At 64.1% G+C, this 20,208-nt stretch carries 17 protein-coding genes and 1 other RNA gene; 2 read left to right on the plus strand and 16 right to left on the minus strand.

What is annotated here, in order from left to right; genetic code table 11:
• Positions 1 to 105: 105 nt before the first annotated feature.
• The 6 genes from ASN89_RS18615 to ubiD form a co-directional block, all read right to left on the minus strand.
• Positions 106 to 1,326, minus strand: coding sequence for a CaiB/BaiF CoA transferase family protein (locus tag ASN89_RS18615; RefSeq protein WP_046682335.1), 1,221 nt, complete (start codon positions 1,324 to 1,326; stop codon positions 106 to 108).
• 7 nt (positions 1,327 to 1,333) lie between these two features.
• A complete protein-coding gene (recR, locus tag ASN89_RS18620; RefSeq protein WP_034786598.1) occupies positions 1,334 to 1,924 on the minus strand; it encodes a recombination mediator RecR in 591 nt (196 codons plus the stop codon).
• Positions 1,925 to 1,971: 47 nt separating this feature from the next.
• Positions 1,972 to 2,298: a YbaB/EbfC family nucleoid-associated protein gene (locus tag ASN89_RS18625; RefSeq protein WP_034759121.1), complete on the minus strand. Its 327-nt coding sequence runs from the start codon at positions 2,296 to 2,298 to the stop codon at positions 1,972 to 1,974.
• Between the two features lie 42 nt (positions 2,299 to 2,340).
• A complete protein-coding gene (gene dnaX / locus ASN89_RS18630; RefSeq protein WP_058050308.1) occupies positions 2,341 to 4,680 on the minus strand; it encodes a DNA polymerase III subunit gamma/tau in 2,340 nt (779 codons plus the stop codon).
• 238 nt (positions 4,681 to 4,918) lie between these two features.
• An RNA gene (gene ffs / locus ASN89_RS28265) (signal recognition particle sRNA small type) lies at positions 4,919 to 5,017 on the minus strand.
• A 158-nt stretch (positions 5,018 to 5,175) separates the two neighbouring features.
• Positions 5,176 to 6,660, minus strand: coding sequence for a 4-hydroxy-3-polyprenylbenzoate decarboxylase (ubiD, locus tag ASN89_RS18635; protein WP_082127552.1), 1,485 nt, complete (start codon positions 6,658 to 6,660; stop codon positions 5,176 to 5,178).
• 478 nt (positions 6,661 to 7,138) lie between these two features.
• Between ubiD and ASN89_RS18640 the strand changes: the two genes are divergently transcribed.
• The gene (locus ASN89_RS18640) at positions 7,139 to 8,062 is read left to right on the plus strand and encodes a lytic transglycosylase domain-containing protein (RefSeq protein ID WP_058050309.1); all 924 of its coding nucleotides are present in this window, start codon (positions 7,139 to 7,141) and stop codon (positions 8,060 to 8,062) included.
• Between the two features lie 121 nt (positions 8,063 to 8,183).
• On the opposite strand, the gene nusB is transcribed toward ASN89_RS18640, so the two are convergent.
• The 3 genes from nusB to ribBA form a co-directional block, all read right to left on the minus strand.
• A complete protein-coding gene (gene nusB / locus ASN89_RS18645) occupies positions 8,184 to 8,654 on the minus strand; it encodes a transcription antitermination factor NusB (protein ID WP_034786595.1) in 471 nt (156 codons plus the stop codon).
• Positions 8,655 to 8,745: 91 nt separating this feature from the next.
• Entirely contained in the window at positions 8,746 to 9,228 is a 483-nt protein-coding gene (gene ribH / locus ASN89_RS18650) for a 6,7-dimethyl-8-ribityllumazine synthase (RefSeq protein ID WP_034759563.1), read from the minus strand.
• A gap of 62 nt (positions 9,229 to 9,290) precedes the next feature.
• The gene (gene ribBA, locus ASN89_RS18655; protein ID WP_046682331.1) at positions 9,291 to 10,406 is read right to left on the minus strand and encodes a bifunctional 3,4-dihydroxy-2-butanone-4-phosphate synthase/GTP cyclohydrolase II; all 1,116 of its coding nucleotides are present in this window, start codon (positions 10,404 to 10,406) and stop codon (positions 9,291 to 9,293) included.
• Between the two features lie 433 nt (positions 10,407 to 10,839).
• On the opposite strand from ribBA, the gene ASN89_RS18660 reads away from it, so the two are divergent.
• Complete coding sequence (locus tag ASN89_RS18660; RefSeq protein ID WP_058050310.1) at positions 10,840 to 11,265, plus strand: OsmC family protein; 426 nt, start codon at positions 10,840 to 10,842, stop codon at positions 11,263 to 11,265.
• On the opposite strand, the gene ASN89_RS18665 is transcribed toward ASN89_RS18660, so the two are convergent.
• The 7 genes from ASN89_RS18665 to ASN89_RS18695 all read right to left on the minus strand — a co-directional run bounded on the left by ASN89_RS18665 (position 11,262) and on the right by ASN89_RS18695 (position 20,201).
• Entirely contained in the window at positions 11,262 to 12,665 is a 1,404-nt protein-coding gene (locus ASN89_RS18665; RefSeq protein WP_058050311.1) for a hypothetical protein, read from the minus strand. The two genes, ASN89_RS18660 and ASN89_RS18665, sit on opposite strands and share 4 nt — an antisense overlap.
• 98 nt (positions 12,666 to 12,763) lie before the next feature.
• On the minus strand, positions 12,764 to 13,399 hold the full coding sequence (locus ASN89_RS18670; protein ID WP_058050312.1) for a riboflavin synthase: 636 nt from the start codon (positions 13,397 to 13,399) through the stop codon (positions 12,764 to 12,766).
• Between the two features lie 27 nt (positions 13,400 to 13,426).
• Positions 13,427 to 14,527 carry a bifunctional diaminohydroxyphosphoribosylaminopyrimidine deaminase/5-amino-6-(5-phosphoribosylamino)uracil reductase RibD gene (gene ribD, locus ASN89_RS18675; protein ID WP_058050313.1) on the minus strand — a complete coding sequence of 367 codons (1,101 nt, stop codon included), beginning with the start codon at positions 14,525 to 14,527 and terminating at the stop codon, positions 13,427 to 13,429.
• A gap of 39 nt (positions 14,528 to 14,566) precedes the next feature.
• Positions 14,567 to 15,142, minus strand: a complete 576-nt coding sequence (locus ASN89_RS18680; RefSeq protein ID WP_235432820.1) for a GspH/FimT family protein — start codon at positions 15,140 to 15,142, stop codon at positions 14,567 to 14,569.
• A 9-nt stretch (positions 15,143 to 15,151) separates the two neighbouring features.
• Positions 15,152 to 15,655: a type IV pilin protein gene (locus ASN89_RS18685; protein ID WP_082654643.1), complete on the minus strand. Its 504-nt coding sequence runs from the start codon at positions 15,653 to 15,655 to the stop codon at positions 15,152 to 15,154.
• Between the two features lie 56 nt (positions 15,656 to 15,711).
• Positions 15,712 to 19,548, minus strand: a complete 3,837-nt coding sequence (locus ASN89_RS18690; protein ID WP_058050314.1) for a pilus assembly protein — start codon at positions 19,546 to 19,548, stop codon at positions 15,712 to 15,714.
• Positions 19,545 to 20,201 (minus strand): PilX N-terminal domain-containing pilus assembly protein, encoded by a 657-nt coding sequence (locus tag ASN89_RS18695; protein WP_058050315.1) that lies wholly within the window; start codon positions 20,199 to 20,201, stop codon positions 19,545 to 19,547. The genes ASN89_RS18690 and ASN89_RS18695 overlap by 4 nt, the downstream gene beginning before the upstream one ends.
• Positions 20,202 to 20,208 lie beyond the last annotated feature (7 nt).

The raw sequence follows: 20,208 nt of genomic DNA on the forward strand, positions 1-20,208 counted from the left end.
GGCTTAGCGCGAAGCGCATAAGCCGACAACATTGTTAACTTGGCCGGTGGTGGCGTTACGTGGCGTGCCGCCGCTAATCCGACCTACCTTCCAAACATCATCCCACTACACCACCCCATCCGCCTTCAGCCGCGCGATGGCGGCAGCATCAAACCCCAGCGACGCCAGCACCTCGTCGTTGTGCTGGCCCAGGGTCGGCCCCAGCCACTGGGTCTTGCCCGGCGTAGCGGACAGTTTCGGGCTGATGGCGGGCAATTTGACGGGCGTGCCGTCGGGGAACTGATGCTGTTCGAACATGCCGCGGGCGAGAAATTGCGGGTCGCTCATCATGTCGCGCACGGAGTAGATTTTACCGGCCGGCACATCCGCCGCCTTGAGCACGGCCAGCGCGCTGTCTATCGTGTGCGTGGCGCACCAGGCGCCGATGGCGTCGTCGATTTCCTGCGTGCGCGCGACCCTGCCATCGTTGCGCGCCAGCTGCGGGTCGCCCGCCATGTCGATGCGGCCCATGGCCAGCATCAGGCGCTTGAAGATGGCGTCACCATTGCCGGCAATCACGATGTTTTCGCCGTCGCCCGTCGTGTAGGTATTCGAGGGCACGATGCCGGGCAGCGAGCCACCCGTGCGTTCGCGCACCACGCCCGCCTGGTCGTACTCGGGCACCAGGGACTCCATCAGGTTAAACACGGATTCATACAGGGCCACGTCGACCATCTGGCCTTCGCCGGCAGCCGCACCACCCGTCACGTCGCGGTGGCGCAAGGCCATCATGGCGCCGATCACGCCGTGCAGGGCCGCCACGGAGTCGCCGATCGATACACCGACGCGCACGGGCGGACGGTCGGCAAAGCCGGACACATAACGCAAGCCGCCCATCGATTCGCCGATGGCGCCGAAACCGGGCAAATCCTTCATCGGCCCCGTCTGGCCAAAGCCGGACAGGCGCACCATGATGATGGACGGTTTGATTTGCTTGAGCTGTTCGTAGCCGAGATCCCACTTTTCCAGCACGCCGGGGCGGTAGTTCTCGATGATGATGTCCGCTTCCAGGGCCAGCTGGCGCGCGATGGCACGCCCTTCCGGCGCTTTCAGGTTCAGGGTGACGCTTTTCTTGTTGCGCGCCTGCACCGACCACCACAGCGAGGTGCCATCCTTCAGTACGCGCCAGGTACGGATGGGGTCGCCGCCATCGGGCGACTCGATCTTGATCACGTCGGCGCCGAATTCGGCCAGCATGCGGGCACAGAACGGCCCCGCGATCAGGGTGCCCAGTTCCAGCACTTTAATGCCTTGCAATGGACCAGTGGTCGCGGAGGATTCTGTCATGTTGTGGTCAGGTTGCCCTGCGGTCGAGCATCGCGCGGGCAATCGTGCCCGCGTCGACGTATTCCAGTTCGCCGCCCACGGGCACGCCGCGGGCCAGGCGGCTCACGCGCAAGCCCCGCGCCTTCAGCATTTCGCTGATGTAGTGGGCGGTCGCTTCGCCTTCATTGGTGAAATTGGTGGCCAGCACCACTTCGCCGACCACGCCATCGTTGGCGCGGTTCAGCAATTTTTCGAGGTGGATGTCTTTCGGGCCGATGCCGTCCAGCGGAGAGAGCCGTCCCATGAGGACGAAATACAGGCCCTTGTAGGTGAGCGTCTGCTCGATCATCAGCTGGTCGGCGGGCGTTTCCACCACGCACAGCAAGCGCTTGTCGCGCTCTTCGTCGAGACAGGTCTCGCACACTTCATGTTCGGTAAAGGTGTTGCACAGGCCGCAGTGATGCACGGCATCGACGGCCTGGAACAGGGCGCGCGACAGCATGGCCGCGCCTTCCCTATCGTGCTGCAACAAATGAAAAGCCATCCGCTGCGCCGACTTGGGGCCGACGCCGGGCAGGCGCCGCAGCGCCTCGGTCAAGAATTCAAGCGACTTGGACATGGATCAACCTTGTCCCGTGCCATAGATCGAGCGCATGCGGCAGTGCATCAGAATGGCATTTTGAAGCCGGCTGGCAAGTTCATGCCGCCAGTCAAGCCTGCCATTTTTTCAGCGGAGGTCGCTTCCGCCTTGCGCACGGCGTCGTTGAAGGCGGCAGCCACCAGGTCTTCCAGCATATCCTTGTCGTCGGCCAGCAGCGACGGGTCGATGGAGACGCGCTTGACGTCGTTCTTGCAGGTCATGACGATTTTCACCAGGCCGGCGCCGGACTGGCCTTCCACTTCCACCAGCGCCAGTTGTTCCTGGGCCTTTTTCATGTTGTCTTGCATTGCTTGTGCCTGCTTCATCAGGCCAGCCAGTTGATTTTTCATCATGAGAATGCTCCGTTCAATTCAGTTTATGAGTTTTGTTAATCATTAATGCAGGGTCGGCGCGGCGGAGCCGGCCGGTGCAGGGGTAATGGTTCCCGGCACAACAAAAGCGTCGAATGCACGCTTCATGTCGAGCACGAAGGGATCGCTGGCGATAGTTGCTTCCGCTTGCAGCTGGCACGCCTCGCGGTGGGCCTGCGCTTCCGCGCTGGCCGTGTACCAGACGGCGCCCAGTTCCGTGTCGACATTGACCTTGCGGCCGAAACGCTCGCTGAGCACGGCCGCCAGTTTTTCCACGTTGGCCGGACTGCGCCACGTGTCGATCGGCACGCGCAGGCGGAACGTGGTGCTGTGGCCGTCGTGCAGGCATTCGATCAGCTCGGCCTGCACGGCCAGCTGCTGGGCTATGCCGCGCAAGGGCAGCACGGCGGCGACGGCCGGCCAGTTGCCGTCCCAGTCCAGGCCAGGCACGGGCGTGATCACATACGGCCCGCTGGGTGCAGCTTGCTTGGCGGCACGCTGCGGCATGATGACGGCCGGCTGCTCGCTGCTTTGCGCGGCGGGCGCCGCCACGGCAGCCGAAGCGCTGTCGTCGGAAAATTCGGTGACCCACGGCGGCAAGTCGTCGTCGGCTGGCGCCTGCTGTGGCGGCGGCGCGGCAGGACGCGCCTGCTGCACGGGCGCGGGTGCGGGCGGCGCGGCCACGGGCGCTTCCATCACGGCCACGGGTGGTGCATCGTCCCACGGCGCCGGCGCTTTCGCGGCGGCGGACGGTGGCGGCGGAGCGGCCTGGACAGGTGCGGCCGGTGCTGGCGCAGCGGCGACAGGTTCCGCTGCCGGTGCAGGGGCAGCCGGCTTGGGCGCCGACGATGGCGCCGACGGCGCGCTGCCCGGACGGCCTTTCGAAGCGGCACGGGCCGCTTCCAGCGCCGCATTGATGGCGGCGCGGGCGGAACTGATTGGGGCGCCCGATGCTGCCGGGGCCGCCGCAGGAACAGGAGCGGCAGGCGGCGGCGCCGCTGGTGCTGGTGCTGGCGCCGGGGCGGCTACAGGTGCGGGTGCCGGAGCAACCGCGCGTGGCGGCGGCGCTTCGCTGCGGGCTATGCTGGCGGCAGCGGCTGCCACCACGGCGGGCGGTGTCACGGCAGCATGGCTGGCCACGCTGTTCGTGGCGGCGCGGGCGGCCGGTGCGGATGCCCCTGCAGCGGCGCGCGCGGCGGCCACGGCGGCGGGACGATTGCCCGGGACGGAGGCTGGTGCCGCCGGCACGCCATCGGCGCCGCCTATGCCGGGCCGAAAGGCCAGCATGCGCAGCAAGGTCATGGTAAAGCCCGCATATTCGTCGGGCGCCAGGCCCAGTTCATTGCGGCCATGCACGGCGATCTGATAAAACAGCTGGACTTCTTCCGCGTCAAACGCGGCAGCCAGACGCACGATGTCCGCGTACTCAGGCAAATCCTGCGGCAAGGCGGCGGGCACGGTTTGCGCCAGCGCAATGCGGTGCAATAACGTACCCAGGTCTTGCAGAGCACCGTTATACGACAGGCTGCGCGAGGCCATTTCGTCGGCCACGGCCAGCAGATCCGCGCCATCTTGCTGCGCCAGCGCGTCGAGCAGGCGCACCAGGTAGGACTGGTCGAGCGCACCCAGCATGCCTTGCACGGCATCTAAAGTGACTTCGCCGGCCGCGTAGGCGATGGCCTGGTCCGTCAGGGATAGCGCGTCGCGCATGGAACCGTGAGCGCCCTGGGCCAGCAGGCGCAAGGCCGGCTGTTCGAAAGCAATGCCTTCCTGTCCCAGGATATTGTCCAGGTGGCTGATGATGTGGCCGGGCGGCATCTGCTTGAGGTTGAACTGCAGGCAGCGCGACAGCACGGTCACGGGAATCTTTTGCGGGTCCGTCGTCGCCAGGATGAACTTGACGTGCTCGGGCGGCTCTTCCAGGGTCTTCAGCATGGAATTGAACGCGTGGTTCGTCAGCATGTGCACCTCATCGATCATATAGACCTTGAAGCGCGCATTGCTTGGCGCATACACGGCTTGCTCGAGCAGCTGCGCCATTTCATCGACGCCGCGGTTCGACGCCGCATCCATCTCTATATAGTCGACAAAGCGTCCCGCGTCGATCGCCGTGCACGCTTCGCACACGCCGCAAGGCTGGGCCGTGATGCCGCCGGTGCCGTCGGGGCCGATACAATTGAGCGACTTGGCAAGGATGCGCGACAGGGTCGTCTTGCCGACGCCGCGCGTGCCCGTGAACAGGTAGGCGTGATGCAATCGGCCGCTGTGCAAGGCATGCGTGAGCGCGCGCACGACGTGCTCCTGGCCGACGAGCGTCTCGAAATTCTTGGGGCGGTATTTACGGGCGAGGACTTGATAGGACATGCTGAGATTTTACCATGCGATTTTGCGGGTGATCCTGCGCGGCGGGCGCAAGCCTCATGGCCGGGCCAGCTTAAATCTGGCAAACGCGGCAAAGCAGCAATTGTATAACATGGCCGTGTAGAAACAGGGAAAACACGGCAAACCCGGCAGTGCTGCGGATCGGCAAGAAAACGGGGCCGTAAAAGCAAAAAAGCTGCCCATGGCAGCTTGATTGTTGATCCTGAAAAACATTCCCGAAGGAGGCGAGCCTGATCTGCGGCACTCATGGTTAATAGCCGTGGCTGCTTCGTTCCCGACCTGACCAGGTTAGCCATGCCACGATGCGCAGGGGCCCGCCGGGGACAATTATAACCGACCTGCGCAAGATTGGGAAATTGCCGTGCAGCCGAACCAAACCCGGAAGCAAAATCCGGGGTCAGACCCGGCGGGGGAATGCTCCCAATGGGGAGCATTCCGATCCCGAAGGGACTGACCCCAGCATTTACGCCGTTGGGCTTAAATGCCCAGCTCCTGCCAAATCCCATCCACCTTGGCCTTCACTTCCGGCGTCATGGCAATCGTCGTACCCCACTCGCGCGTTGTTTCGCCCGGCCATTTATTGGTGGCATCGATGCCCATCTTGCTGCCCAGGCCGCTGATCGGCGAGGCGAAGTCCAGGTAGTCGATGGGCGTGTTGTCGACCAGGGTTGTGTCGCGGATGGGGTCGACCCGCGTCGTGATGGCCCAGATGACTTCTTTCCAGTCTCGGATATTCACGTCTTCGTCAACCACGACGATGAACTTGGTATACATGAACTGGCGCAGGAAGCTCCACACGCCGAACATCACGCGCTTGGCGTGGCCCGCGTACTGCTTCTTGATCTGCACCACGGCCATGCGGTAGCTGCAGCCTTCGGGCGGCAGGTAGAAGTCCGTGATTTCGCTGAACTGCTTTTGCAGCAGCGGCACGAACACTTCGTTCAGGGCCAGGCCCAGCACGGCCGGCTCGTCCGGCGGTTTGCCCGTGTAGGTGGAGTGATAGATCGGGTCGCGGCGCATGGTGATGCGGTCGATGGTAAACACGGGGAAACTGTCCTGCTCATTATAGTAGCCCGTGTGGTCGCCATACGGCCCTTCCAGCGCATGCTCGTAGCCGCTCGGATGGTTTTCGTCCGGGTAAATATGGCCTTCGAGCACGATTTCGGCCGACGCGGGCACGCGCAGCTCGCTGCCGATGGCTTTCACCAGCTCCGTGCGGCTGCCGCGCAGCAAGCCGGCGAACTGGTATTCGGACAGGCTGTCCGGCACCGGCGTGACGGCCCCTAATATAGTAGCGGGATCGGCGCCGAGCGCCACGGCGATCGGATACGGCTTGCCCTTGCTCTGGATCGCGTGCTCGCGGAAGTCCAGCGCCCCGCCCCGGTGCGCCAGCCAGCGCATGATGACCTTGTTGCGCCCCAATACCTGCTGGCGGTAGATGCCCAGGTTTTGCCGCTTCTTGTTCGGCCCCTTGGTGATCACCAGGCCCCAGGTGATCAAGGGGGCGACGTCGCCGGGCCAGCAATGCTGGATGGGCAGGCGCGCCAGGTCGACGTCGTTACCCTCCCAGACGATTTCCTGGCACTTCGCGCCGCGCAACTCTTTCGGCGACATGTCCCACACGGATTTCACCAGCGAGCCCAGGCCCAGCAAATCCTTGAAATCCTTCGGCGGCTCCGGCTCCTTCAGGCGCGCCAGCACATGGCCGATCTTGCGCAGCTCGCTGACGTCTTCCGCGCCCATGCCCAAGGCCACGCGGCGCGTGGTGCCGAACAGGTTGCCCAGCACCGGCATGGTGTATCCCGTCGGATTATTGAACAGCAAGGCCGGTCCGCCCGCGCGCAGGGTGCGGTCGCAGACTTCCGTCATCTCCAAAATCGGCGAAATGGGGGTTGAAATGGGCTTAAGTTCACCCATTTGTTGCAGTTGAGAAATAAAATCTCGCAAATCTGAATATTTCATGTGTTTTTAATTTTTTTTGACGTCGGACGCCGTTGCTGAAGGATCTATGCCAAGTAATTGATTTTATTGGCTTTTGGCACAATGCAAGTCAAAAAGTAAGACATAAAAGTAATAAAGAAACGATTCGTTAGTATTGACTTGATATAAAACGGCTTCTACAATTCGCCCAACTTGAAAGAGCACGCCGGCCCAGAGCTTGATTTTAGCGTTTCTCTTTCATTCACGGAGTCGGGGCTCCACATGACATTTTAAGGAGTGTTTTCAAAAGGCGTCTGCCTTACCCCCGGTAAAAGTTGTATTGCGACTGATCCAATACCAGCATGGGACCGATCAGCTCAAGCAAGCAATGACGGCGTTTCTCGCACGCATCCATACGCGGCGGAAACGATGATATTTCTGATGCACGGCATTGGCAGTACCCACAACACCGCGACACCGCGGAGGGACTGCCTGTTGACGCGACATTTCGGGGAACTCTATGACTCATCGTAGCACTGAAGCAGCATTGCCTGCTTCAACCGTGGCTGGCCAGCCAGCGTTGGCGCGTTTGCGCGCCCGCGCACAAGCCATTTCGGCACGTGGCGTTTTAACCACGGCGCAACACACACTGACAGTCTTCGGCATTTCCGCCCTGGCACTGATCGCCCTGCTGATGTTCCGCCCTGACCTGGGCAAGCAACTGACGCACAGCCTGTTCCCGCTGCCGATGGCGGAAGCGCAAGCCGTTGAAGCGCCGGCCCTGTCGGCACTGATGGAAGCGCCTGCTTCCGTGCAAACGGCCGCCGCCAGCGAAGCACCGCTGAGCAAGGAAGAAAAAGCCTTGCTGGGCACGCAAAAGCAGCAGCAATGGGTCACCAACTGGCTCTCCAAGCGTTACCGCGTGGCCAACGATGCGACCAATATGCTCGTGTCGACGGCGTATCTGACGGCCCGTGAAATCAAGCTGGACCCGCTGCTGATCCTGGCCGTGATGGCCATCGAATCGGGCTTGAACCCATTCGCGGAAAGCCCCGTCGGCGCGCAAGGCTTGATGCAAGTCATGTCGAAAGTACACCATGAGCGTTTTCAGGAAATGGGCGGCGTGCAAGCAGCCCTGAACCCGGTCGCCAATATCCGCGTCGGCTCCCTGATCCTGAAAGACTACGTCACGCGTGGCGGTTCCGTCGAAGCGGGCCTGAAAACCTACGTGGGCGCCGCCAACTTCGCCACCGACTCGGGCTACGGCTCGCGCGTGCTGGCTGAATACCGCCGCCTGAAACAAGTATCGGCCGGCCAGCGCGTGCCGACCACGACACCGGTGATGGCATCGAACACGCCAGCCCCAGCCAAGGCGCCGGCAGCGGTAGCGGAAAGCGGCATCACCATCAAAGTATTGCCCCACAACGAGATCGCCGGCCTGTGACCCTTTAAAAGCCCTCACAGGGGCATCCAAAAAGCAGCACCCAGTAAAAAAGCCACCGCATGCAAGTGCCGGTGGCTTTTTTACTGCCCTGCGGCAGCAGCCGCAGGGATTACGCTATATATTACTTGCGCTTGTTGGCGCCCACTTCTTCCTCGCGGAATTTCACTGCCAATTTATCCAGCACGCCGTTCACATACTTGTGGCCGTCGATACCGCCAAACGACTTGGCCAGCTCGACCGCTTCGTTGATGACGACGCGGTACGGGATTTCCATGTTGTTCTTCAGCTCGAAAGCGCCGATCAGCAGGATGCCGTGTTCGATCGGCGACAGTTCCGCGATATTGCGGTCGATCAACGGAGCCATGCTTTCGCGCAACGCCAGCGAATCCTTGATGGCGCCGTACAGCAGCACCGTGAAATGATCGCCATCGGCCTTGTCGAAACCGTGGGCCGCGCGAATATTGTTCACGACGGTGGTCGCGTCTTCATTATTCAGCAGCCACTGGTACAAGCCCTGCAGCGCAAACTCGCGCGCGCGGTGACGCGGCGTGCGGTTTTTGCTGGGATTGGCGAGCAAATTTTTCTCAGTCATGATTGTTACCTGTTCTTAAATACGTATGTACTGCAGATAGTGACGAATACCGCGGTGCGCTGCCAGGCAGCACACTGCGGCGCAAGCACGATTAATCCTCGTCTGTGTCTTGCAACTCTTCCAGCGCTTGCGCCAGATTGGCCATTTCCACCGCCACGCGTGCCGCTTCGGCTCCCTTGACCAGCATGCGCACTTCCGCCTGCTCGTCGTTTTCGGTCGTCAACACTGCGTTGGCGATGGGGATGCCGTAATCGAGACCGACGCGCGTGATGCCCGCGCCCGATTCGTTCGATACCAGCTCGAAGTGGTAGGTTTCACCGCGAATGACGGCGCCCAATGCGATCAGGGCGTCGAATTGCTCGGTTTCTGCCATTTTTTGCAGAATCAGTGGGATTTCCAGGGCGCCCGGCACGGTCACGTGCAGGATATCTTCATCGGCCACGCCCAGCTTGCTCAACTCTTCCAGGCATGCCGACAGCAAGCCACCACCGACGATTTCATTGAATCGTGCCTGGACGATACCGACGCGCAAACCTTCGCCGGCAAAATTGGTTTCGTATGCTCCTACGGTCATCATATGCCTCTTTATCAGGTGATCAGCGGCCAGCCATGTGCCAGGCCGCTGAAATTATTTAATTACTGCTGGCCAGGATGGCACTGAAAACCTGTCACTTCCAGGTCGAAACCGACCATCGACGGCATCTTGCGGGGACTGGCCAGCAATTGCATCTTGCTCACGCCCAAGTCGCGCAGGATCTGTGCACCGATGCCATAGCTGCGCAAGTCCATGCTGGCGGCGCGGCCTTTCGGCTTGGCTTGCGGCGTGTCCAGGGCGGCGAACTGGGCAAACAGCTCGCTCGACGTCTCGCCGCAGTTCAGCAAAACCATCACGCCACGCTCGGCCTGCTTGATGGCGGCCATCGAGGCGGCCACCGTCCACGAGTGGGTGGTCGCTTCGCTTTCCAGCACGTCCAGCAGTGAAACGGGCTGGTGCACGCGCACCAGCGCTTCCAGGCCGGGAGCCAGGTCGCCATGCACGAGGGCCAGGTGGGCCGACGCGCTGGGCTTGTCGCGGAAGGCGATCAGGCGGAATTCGCCGTGCGCCGTGTGCAGGGTGCGCTCGGCAACGCGCTCGACCAAGGACTCCGTCTGGCTGCGGTAATGGATCAGGTCGGCAATCGTGCCGATCTTCAGGCCATGTTGCTCGGCAAACACCAGCAAGTCCGGCAGGCGCGCCATGGTGCCGTCGTCCTTCATGATTTCGCAAATCACGGATGCGGGCGTCAAGCCGGCCATGGCCGTCAGGTCGCAACCGGCTTCCGTATGGCCTGCGCGCATCAGCACGCCGCCTTTCTGCGCTTTCAGCGGGAAGATATGGCCGGGCTGGACGATATCGCTGGGCTGCGTGCCCTTGGCCACAGCCACCTGGATGGTCTTGGCACGGTCGGCGGCGGAAATGCCCGTCGTCACGCCTTCGGCAGCTTCGATGGAGACGGTGAAATTGGTGCCGTAAGCGGTGCCGTTGCGCGACGTCATCATCGACAGGTTCAGCTCGTCGCAACGCTCTTCCGTCAGGGTCAGGCAGACCAGACCACGCGCATGCGTGATCATGAAATTGATGGCTTCAGGCGTTACGAAATCGGCGGCAAGCACCAGATCGCCTTCATTTTCCCGGTCTTCTTCATCGACCAGTATCACCATGCGGCCGGCGCGCAATTCAGCGACGATCTCTTCGGTGCTGGATATAGACATTGTTCATCCTCGTATGACGCCTGGCCAAACCTGCTGCGCGTCGGTATAGGCGGCCTGCGATGCTCACCGTACCTTCGTACGGTTGCGCGTCTCGGCCACCTCTCCCTTCCGCTCGCGACGGTTTTGCCGGGCGTTGTTAGTGAAACTAAAAACTGCAACATCAAGTGCGAATATTCCTCAGATTTCCGGGAATTTTCTTATAACCTGCTATTTTAAAGGATTTAGCGCTTGCAGACCTGAAATAAGACAGTCCAGCAACATCAATAGGCAGGCCGCTGCCCTGCCTGCCCCACAAAGCCCCGCTTCGCCGATCCAGCGCGCGCGGCGGCGGCAAAGCGCGCGCCGCCGGCCTTGCAAAGAGCATAAGATCAGACTGTCATCGCCACGGCGCTGATACCCCACTCGCAGCGACACCCCACACAGGAGCGGCAATATGAAAACCAACGGATCGGCCATCTGGTCAGGCGGAATCAAGGACGGCAAGGGCGCCATCAGCACGCGCAGCGGCGCCTTGCAGGAATATCCCTACGGTTTTGCCAGCCGCTTCGAAGGCAAGCCCGGCACGAATCCCGAGGAATTGATCGGCGCCGCGCACGCAGGCTGCTTCACCATGGCCCTGTCGCTGATCCTCGGCGAAGCGGGCCTGACGGCGGAAAAGATGGAGACGACGGCCGAAGTAACCCTCGACAAGGTGGACGACGGCTTCGCCATCACGGCCGTCCATTTGCTCCTGAAAGCGAAAATCCCCGGCGCCGACCAGGCAAAATTCGAGGAATTGACGGGCAAGGCCAAGGCTGGCTGCCCCGTGTCGAAGCTACTGAAAGCCAACATCACCCTGGACGCCACCCTGCTGCCCTAGATTTTAAGCACGGGCTTGACAGGTTCCACGGCAGCGACGGGCGCCACCAGAGGCAGGCGCGAGTCGCTGGCTGGCAATGGCCGGTTCATCAAGCCGGGATTCAGGGCTGCATTATTCAGGTTATAGGCGGCGATGGCCGCCGCCACGGATGGGTCTTGCGATGACGGCAGCGGCACGGCCTGGCCCGCGTTTTGCGCAGCCTGCTCTTGCGCCTGCGCATTTTGCTGGACCAGCTGGGCCTGCGCCGTCGCCAGGCCAGCATCGGCCTGCCCCTGCGCTGCGCGTGCCAGCGACTGCGATCGGTCGGAGGCTGCCTGAGCCGCCATTTGCGCGTCGTCGGCGGCCAGCTGCGCCCGCGCCGCATCATCCGCCGCTGCTTGCGCCCGCTGCTGTAATTCCTGCTGCTGCACTTGCCCCTGGCGCAACTCTTCCACCCTTTCTGCTTCCTGCTGCTGCATCTGCTGATCAGTATTGATGCGTTCGTTATCCAGGCGTTCGGCGTCCAGGCGCAGAGTATCGACGCGCTGGTTGTCCGTGCGCTGCGTCTGCAACAGTTCCGCTGCATCGGCGGCGGCTTGCGCAGAAGGCTGGGGCCGCAGCTCCTGCAAATCCAGGTTCAGCTCGTCCGCTTCCAGTTGCTGCTGCAGTTCCATCTGCCGTTGCGCAATGGCAGCCGTTTGCGGCGGCGCCGCGTCGGCGGCCTGCGTCTGCCCGGCCTGCACCGCATTGGACGGCAGTGCTTCGCCCGTCAAATCTGCTTCGACTCCGGCTGTCAGCGGCGCGCCCTGCTGCCGGGCCAGCACGGCGCCCACCTGCGCCAGCACGTCCGTTCCCTGTTGCAAAGCGTCCAGGGTGGCATTGCTGTCGGCCGCATAGGCGGCCTGTAACGTTGGCGCATCGACATCTTCATTGCGCAAATCGATGCCGATGCGGGCCAGTTGCGCTTGCGTGAGCAAGCCGCCGTCCTGCGCCAGCGCGGCGGCCGCATCCGTCGTGCCATCGCCCGACAATAAATCATAGCGCTGCGCCAGACTGCCCGGCGTGTCGCCGGCCGTCGCCAGCTGGCTGGCGTCGATGCCGCTCGTTTGCAGCTGGGCGAACGATTCCGTCAACTGCCGCGCCAGCGCCAGCAAATCGTCATTGACATTCACGGGGGTATTGGCCGCCCGGGCCTCTTCCGTGGCGCCCTGCAGGGCCAGCAGTTGCCGGCGCGACAAGGCCGCGCCGGACAGGAACTGCCCCAGCGGGGAGATGTCGACCTGGGTCGATGACAGGATGGCAAGGGCCGCCGCCGCGCTGGACGGCGGCACGGGCAGCGTGGGCGCCAGCGGCGCCGTCGCACCCACACGTGACGTGGCCGGGATGGTGTTGGGCACGGTTGCGCGCGAAATCGGGTCCATGGCTAGCCTCCACTGCGGAAAGCTTCATAGTATGCGCGTCTGAAGGAAAAGCAACACACGCTTGGCAAGGCCGCTCGTGTGCTGCTTCAAGCTGTGTCTTAAGCGGCAGCCTTGTCCAAGGACAGCATGCGCTCGACATAGCGGGCGATCAGGTCGATTTCCAGGTTGACCTTGCCATCGACCGTCAAGTGTTTCAATGTCGTCATGGCGATCGTGTGCGGGATCAGGTTGATCGAGAAACGGCAGCCGCTGACGGCGCCCGCGCCCAGGTCTTCCACGCGGTTGACGGTCAGCGACACGCCATTGACGACGACGGAACCCTTGAAGGCCAGGTATTTCGCCAGTTCGTGCGGCGCTTCGATCACCAGTTCCCACGATTCACCCACGGCTTCGAATTTGCGCACGATGCCCAGGCCGTCGACGTGGCCGGAAACCAGGTGGCCGCCCAGGCGCTCGGCCAGGGTCAGGGCTTTTTCCAGGTTCACTTCCGTGGTGGTATCGAGGCCCACGGTGCAATTGAGGCTTTCGCGCGAGACATCGACGGCAAAGCCCGTGTCCGACTTTTCCACCACCGTCATGCAGGCGCCATTGATGGCGATCGAATCGCCCAGGGCCACGTCGGCCAGCGGCAAACCGCCCGCGTGGATGTTCAGACGCACGCCGGCATCGAGGCCGCCGTCGAGCGGCTGCACGGTTTCAATCTTGCCGATGGCGGCAACAATTCCTGTAAACATGAACTAACCCTATAAAGTATAAAAGTATTAATTGCGCTGGGCGAATCTTGCAAGGATACGCATATCTTCGCCCACTTGCTGAACCTGGTGAAATTGCAAAGTGCGCTGCTGCTTGATATCCGTCAAGGCGGGCAAGGCAAACATGCCTTGCGCGTCGCCCAGCAAGGTAGGCGCCAGGTAGACCAGCAGCTCGTCGACGCAGCCTTCGCGTATCAGCGAGCCGTTCAGTTTGGCGCCGGCCTCGACGTGGACTTCATTGATTTGCCGGCGTCCCAGTTCCAGCATCAGCGAGGCCAGGTCGACCTTGCCATCCCCGTTCGGCAGCAGGATGACTTCCGCGCCCAGGGCGCGCAGCTGCGCCTCCTTTTCCGGATTGGCGACGGCGGCCACGATCCAGGTGCCGCCCCCTTGCAGGATGCGTGCGTTGAGGCTGATGTCGAGCCGGCTGTCGACAACGATGCGGCGCGGCTGGCGCGGCGTCTCGACGGCGCGCACATTCAATTGCGGGTCGTCCGCCTTGACCGTGCCGATACCCGTCAGGATGGCGCAGGCGCGCGCGCGCCAGGCGTGGCCATCGGCGCGCGCCTCTGGGCCCGTGATCCACTGGCTTTGGCCATTGTGCAAGGCCGTCATGCCGTCCAGGCTGGCAGCCGTTTTCATGCGCACCCACGGCTTGCCGCGCTGCATGCGTGAAAAGAAGCCGATGTTCATTTCATAAGCCTCGTCGGCCAGCACATCCGTGGTGACGGCGATGCCGGCCGCTTGCAGCTTGGCCAGCCCCTGCCCCGCCACCAGCGGGTTCGGGTCCGTCATGGCGGCCACGACGCGGCCCAGCCCCGCGCGCACGAGCGCATCGGAGCATGGCGGGGTACGGCCGTGATGGTTGCATGGTTCCAAGGTGACATAGGCGGTGGCGCCGCGCACGTCGTTGCCGCGCGCCGCCGCATTGGCTAGCGCTTGCACCTCGGCATGATCCTGCCCTGCCGCCTGCGTCACGCCGGCGCCGATCACCTGGCCGTCCCTGACGATCACGCAGCCGATGCGGGGATTGGGCGAGGTCGTGTACAAACCGCGCGCCGCCCATTCCAGCGCCAGGCGCATGCCATCGATATCGTTGAGTATTTCCACGGGCTTCTTTGCTTGAAGATAAATAATTGGTCAGTCTTGCTACGAACTGTCGGCCACGCCGCTGCAATTGACCGCCTGCTGCTGCGGATCGCACACGCGCACCCTGCCCAGCATATTGATTTTAATATGCCGCACCTGCTTTCCCAATGCCAGGGACAAGGTGCCCCAGCGCGCCGCCAAACTATTGGTCGCGCTGCAACTGCGTCCTGCGCCATTGTAGGCGATATAAAACGGCGCCGTGGCCGAGGAAAACGCGAACTGGGCCGTGATGCCCTCCGGCAGCGGTCCCTGGCGGAACAGCAATTCGTCATCGCCATCGAACGCGAGATTGGCATTGCGGTCGATGAATACCAGCCAGCCTGCGCGCCAATCCGTGCCACCGGGCCCGGCCGGCATCAGCAGCACGCGCTGTCCCCGCGCCATCGCCTGCGCCCGCGTCAGTTCGATGGCCGAAAACAAGTCAGTGGCCGCCGCGCGCACCTGCTGGCGCGCCAGCACCTGCTGCAAGCTGGGCATGGCGGCGGCCGCCAGCAGCGCGGCAATCGCCAGCACGGCCAGCAATTCGAGCATGGTGTGCCCGACGGTGCGTACAGTCCACGGTGGACGCTTGCGCATGGCCATGGCCTAGGGCCAGCAATGGCTGGCTGGCCCGCTGCTGCCGCGCTCGCCCGTGCTGCTCAAGGACAGAACGCCGCAATCGGCATCCTGGAACTGCGCATCGACCTTGGACGTGCCCGGCAGGGCGCGCAACAGCACGCATTGCCCGATCGCCAGGCCCGGACAGGCCAGTGCCTCGATTTCATACGCGCTGCGGGCCGCGCCCCCGTCGCCGGACCACCATGGAAACTGCTGCGCCTGCTCCGCCGGCGACGCCGAGGAAAATGCCAGATAGTGATTGTTCTGCGAGTAATAGCGCTCCTGCTGTTGCATCAACCGCAGCAGGGCCGCCTGACCCTGCACCCGCTTGGCGCGCACGACGTGACCATGATAAGCGGGCACGGCCAACGCCATCAGCAGGCTCATGATCGCCAGCGCGGAGAGCAGTTCGATCAGGCTGAAGCCCTGCGGGTTGGCAGCGGGAGCGCCGCCGTTTGCAGCGGGTCCATTCCGCCTTGCCAGCGTCCCCATGCGATCTCCCCTTTCCAAAAAACGCCAGCCGATACGCTGCAGTGCCTTGCCGGGGCCTATTTTTTCTTGGCCGCCTCGTGCAATTCGCGCCAGTTCGCCACTTCGCGCCAGCTGAGGCGCCGGGCCGGCAGCGGTGCGCTGACGACCTTGAGTCCCGCCCCGCTGGCTACGCCGGGCAAGCCCGGTTGCAGCACGGCCAGTTCCTTGCGCCCCTCGGCCCGCCCTGCCGCAGTCGCGGCGCCCACCGTGCTGTTCAGTTCCAGCGCCAGCGGCGGCGCGCGCGCCAGGCCATCGAACAAGCGTCCCGTCTGCTCGCCCGCCTGCACGACACCGGCGCCATCGGCGGCAAAGCCGCTCAGCACATCGAGCACGTACAGGCGCGTGGCCGGCTTGGCGCAAGGATCGCGCCCTGGCAGGAGCGTATTGAACAGCACCTTGCCGGCGGCCAGCACGGCACCGTTGATGCTGCGTTCGCCCGTCTGCGCGGTATCGAGAAAATCGAGGTACCAGCCATGCATGGCGTCGCTGCCCGTGTAGCGCAACTCGGCGCCGTCGACGCGTACGCCGCCTGCCGTCTCGCCCAGGCTGCGCTGCTCCAGGTCGCTCCGGCTGCGCGTGGGTGAGCTTGCCCGCAGATCGTCGTGCACGGCGTAAAACGACTGCGACAGGAAGGCGGAAGGCCAGGTATCGGTTGCTTCGACCAGCTTGCCCGTGCCAAACAGCAGCAGATAGCCGCCGCCGGGCGCATAGGCCACGTTCAGCTGCTGCGTCACGGGCTGGCGCCGGCCCTGCGTATCGCGCGCGACAAAGACGAGCTTGCGTCCCTGGCCGTCCTTCCACGGCGGCCCGGCAACCATGTCGAGACGCCAGATATTGCCCTTCAAATCGCCCGCATACAGGAAAGCCAGCGCGCCGTCGCCGCTTGGCACCACGGCGGGCGGGGCCAGCGCCTGGGGTGTGGCATCCGCATCGCTGTCATGGCCACCATCACCGCCACCGCTGGCCACAGGCACCTTGAGCCGGAAGTAATTACTTCCCAACACCCAAGGCATGCCGGGCGCCTTGTCCAGCGCCAGCAGGAAGATAGCGGCCGCCGATGCGGGCGCCGTCGTGTCCTTGCCGTCGTTAACATGGTTGTTGTAGCCGCTGGCGACGACGGCAAAATCGCGGTAGGCAGGCGCGCCCTCCTTGCCGCCCATGTTGATGCGGGCGAAGGCGGGCGGCGCGCGCACGTTGCCCATCAGCTTGTCGTCACGGTCCGTGAATTCCCACAGCGCCCCCTCCTGCGCGAAGCGGGCCGGGTCGGTGATGTCGAGCGCAAACACGCCTTGCGCCCCGCCGCCCATGCCCGACACCAGCACCGTCTTCCAATGTCCCAGCGCCAGTACTTCCGCCGTAGCCGCCCCGCCGTCGAGCAGCGGGCCCGGACTGTAGTGAGTGCTCGCAGCGGCTGGCGCAAGGCGCAGCAGGGCTTGCGGCAGATAGGCAAACAATTCGCTGCCCGTGCGCGCATCGAAGGCATGCAGCAAACCATCGTTGGCACCCAGGTACAGCATCTTGCGCCGCGCCAATAAGGCCTTGCGGTGCACGCCATAGCCGGCCCCCGGCATGCCCAGCCCCGGCGCCCCCACGTACACGAGATTGCCATACGGCGCCGCGCCCAAGTTGCCGGCTCGGCGCCGCAAGAAGCCGCCTGGCTGGCCCACCTCGAGCGTGCGCTGGCCCAGCAGATACGCCAGGCGCGCCTCCCCCAGTCCATCGCCGCCGTCGAATGCGCCGCGCTGTTTTGCATCGAGTCCTTTCCAGGCCAGCGGCATCAGGGCGCCCTTGGCGTCGAGCGTGTAGACGGGACGCAAGGCCGCCGGCGCTCCATCCGGCGCGAGCTTATCCATTCCGCCCGCGCGCCACCATGGCTTGCCAGGAAGCAGTGTCCCATCGGCACCCACGGCAAATGCAGTGCGCGACACGGTCATGCCGCCATCGGCCAGGCGCATCTGCGTCTGGAACCAGTATGCCTCTTCCGTCCCGCTGGCCAGCGCCATCAGGGTTGGCCCGGCAAGCGTCGCTGGCAAGGTCGCCTTATCGGCGGCAGCAAAGGCTGCGCGCAGTCCCGCGATCAGGGCGGCCGGATCGCTGCCGGGCAGGTAATGGGTGGGCCAGAGGCCGTCCAGGCTCCACTCGTCCAGCGCGCTGCCCGTCGCGCTCTTGAACGGGTTGGCGTCGCCATTCGCATCGAGAAAGCCGCCATATTTGGCTGCCAACAGCAAAGGCGTAGAAACAGGCGTGGCGGCCGAATCGCCCTGGCGCAAGTCGCCCGCGTAGTGCTCGACCTTGGCAACGCCGTCGTTCTTGCCGCCAGGACGCAAGGCCTGCACGTGCGACCAATAAGCCAGCCCCGCCGCGTGGTAGCTGGCGCCGCCCGCCCCGTCGGCCAGCAATTCCAGCGCAGCCAGATCGGGCCGTGGCGCAGGATTACCCTGTGCGCCACCGCTTTCCAGGCTGCCCACCGCATGCGTCCACACCATCGCGTCGAACGGCGGCGGTGCGAAGCCATCGGCAGCGCGTGCGCGGTCGCCGTTGGATGCGGGAGCCACAGGAACATTGCCGGGCACATAGCGGTCGCCCGCCATGCCCGCGTCGCCGAGGCTGACAACGACGTGGCGCTGGCAACTGGCCGTTTGCGGATCGCTCCATGGCGTTACGACCGGCAAGCCATCGTCGATGGCAGGCGGGGCCGTGGCGGGTGGCACGACGGCGCTCGCTTGCCTTCCCTGCAGGTAACGCAGCGATTCGTACAGCAATTCAGCCAGCGGTGCTGCCTTCGCGTACGCGCCGGGATGCCCGGCATTGCCGCGGCCCAGGCCATTGATGTAAGCGGTCACCCCGCCGCCAGAGCCTGCGCTTTGGACTAGGTACACGCCGTTGGCGGGATTCCACTCGGCGCCGGCATTGTCTTGCGGCATAAAGTCGGGCGCCGTCCAACGCTGCCTGCCCACGTGGGCCAGCGGCGCGCGTAGCACGCCGCCATACACGGGGCCGGCGTTGCCGGACGCACCGTTCAAATGGCCAAACACGCCCACGCGTACCCGGCCGCCATGGCGCTGCACGGCGCCCACAGGCTTGTAGTTCTTGCCATACGCGAGGCACAAGTCGTCGCGCAGCGGCCCTTCTTCCGTGTCGCAAACGCGCACGCGCGCGAGGAACACGCCGTTCGTGGCCGCAACCCCGGGCGCGTCGCAACTGCCGCCCGGGGGCAAGCTGGCGTCGCCGAACAGCAGGCGGTTGCGACAGGAAACAATAGCCAGTTGCGCCAGCGCAAACGGCGTCGCGGCCGCCACACCGGTCTGCAGGACCTTGCGCGGGAAAAAGACGGGGTGGGCAAAGAAGTCGATGGGCTTGTCGGCATCGGGCAAATAAGCGCGCTGCAGCACCGTCTTGCGCACCTCGTCGATGACGCGGTCGCCGCCCGTCAAGGCATAGCGCACGATGTCGAGCATGCTCGTGCTGGCCCAGTTGAGAAAATTGCCGCTGAAACTGTCGCCGCCGCAGCCGTGCAAGGCATCGGCCGGTTTCAGCGCGGAGAAGTAAGCGGTCGCTACGCGCAAGTCCGGCAGCATAACGCCGTCCTTGCTGCGGTACGGATAGCTGTAGCACATGCGCGCATGGAAGTACCCTGCGTATTCGCGTTGCGGCGCATAGTCGCCTCCGTGCGCGGCAGCGGCGGCAGCGTGCGTGAGGGACAGGTTGAGCAGCAAATTCGGCGGCACCCTGGCGCCGTACAAACCCGCGTCGGCCCGCGCCAGCACCACGGGAGAAGCGGCCGCGACGGCGGCGCCACAAACCAGGCAAACGAGGCCGACCAGCAGCCGCCAGCCGCGCCAAGGCGCCCTCATGGCCCCGCTCCCACCGCCTGCTTGCGGTAATAACTTTGCAGCACGACTTGCGTGCTTTCCTGTGCGCCAAAACCGATGGCCGTGATGCGGTAGACATAGCTTTCCGTCGCCAGGCCGCCAGCCACTGCCGCGGCCTGCGCGCCGGGCGGATGAAACGGCAGCAGTTCGATCAGGTAGCGGGGCCGGCGCGACGGCAGGAAACCCTGCCCCGTCTGCATGACGGCGCCCGTAAACTGGCCGTATGGCACCGTGCGGCTGCCAGCTTCGGCGCCATCGAGGTCCGTACTTAACCAGAGCGCCGGTGCGTCCGGCGCGGCGGGCAGGCACAGGCCCAGTGCGCCGCCCTCGCCGCAGCCGTCCGCGAACCCTGCCGCACTGCCTGGCGCGAAGAGGCTGCTGCGTCCCGGCGCGCCAGGCAAGCCTTCGATATCGTTCTGCGCATCCACCAATGCCTCCTCCGCCGCCTGAAACGCGATCTGCCGGTCACGCTCGCCGCGTGCCGCCTTTTCGCCCTGCAAGGCCATCTGCGCCGCCGATACGCCCAGCAGCAAGATGATCACCAGCAGGCACAGCACATACACCAGAGTGGCGCCGCCGTGGCGTACACGGGGCAGACGCCACGGTTTGCGACAGTTGACGCCCGCGTCAGCCATCGCGCCG

The sequence above is a fragment of the Janthinobacterium sp. Ant5-2-1 genome, assembly GCF_001445815.1.
Lineage (GTDB): Bacteria > Pseudomonadota > Gammaproteobacteria > Burkholderiales > Burkholderiaceae_D > Janthinobacterium > Janthinobacterium lividum_E.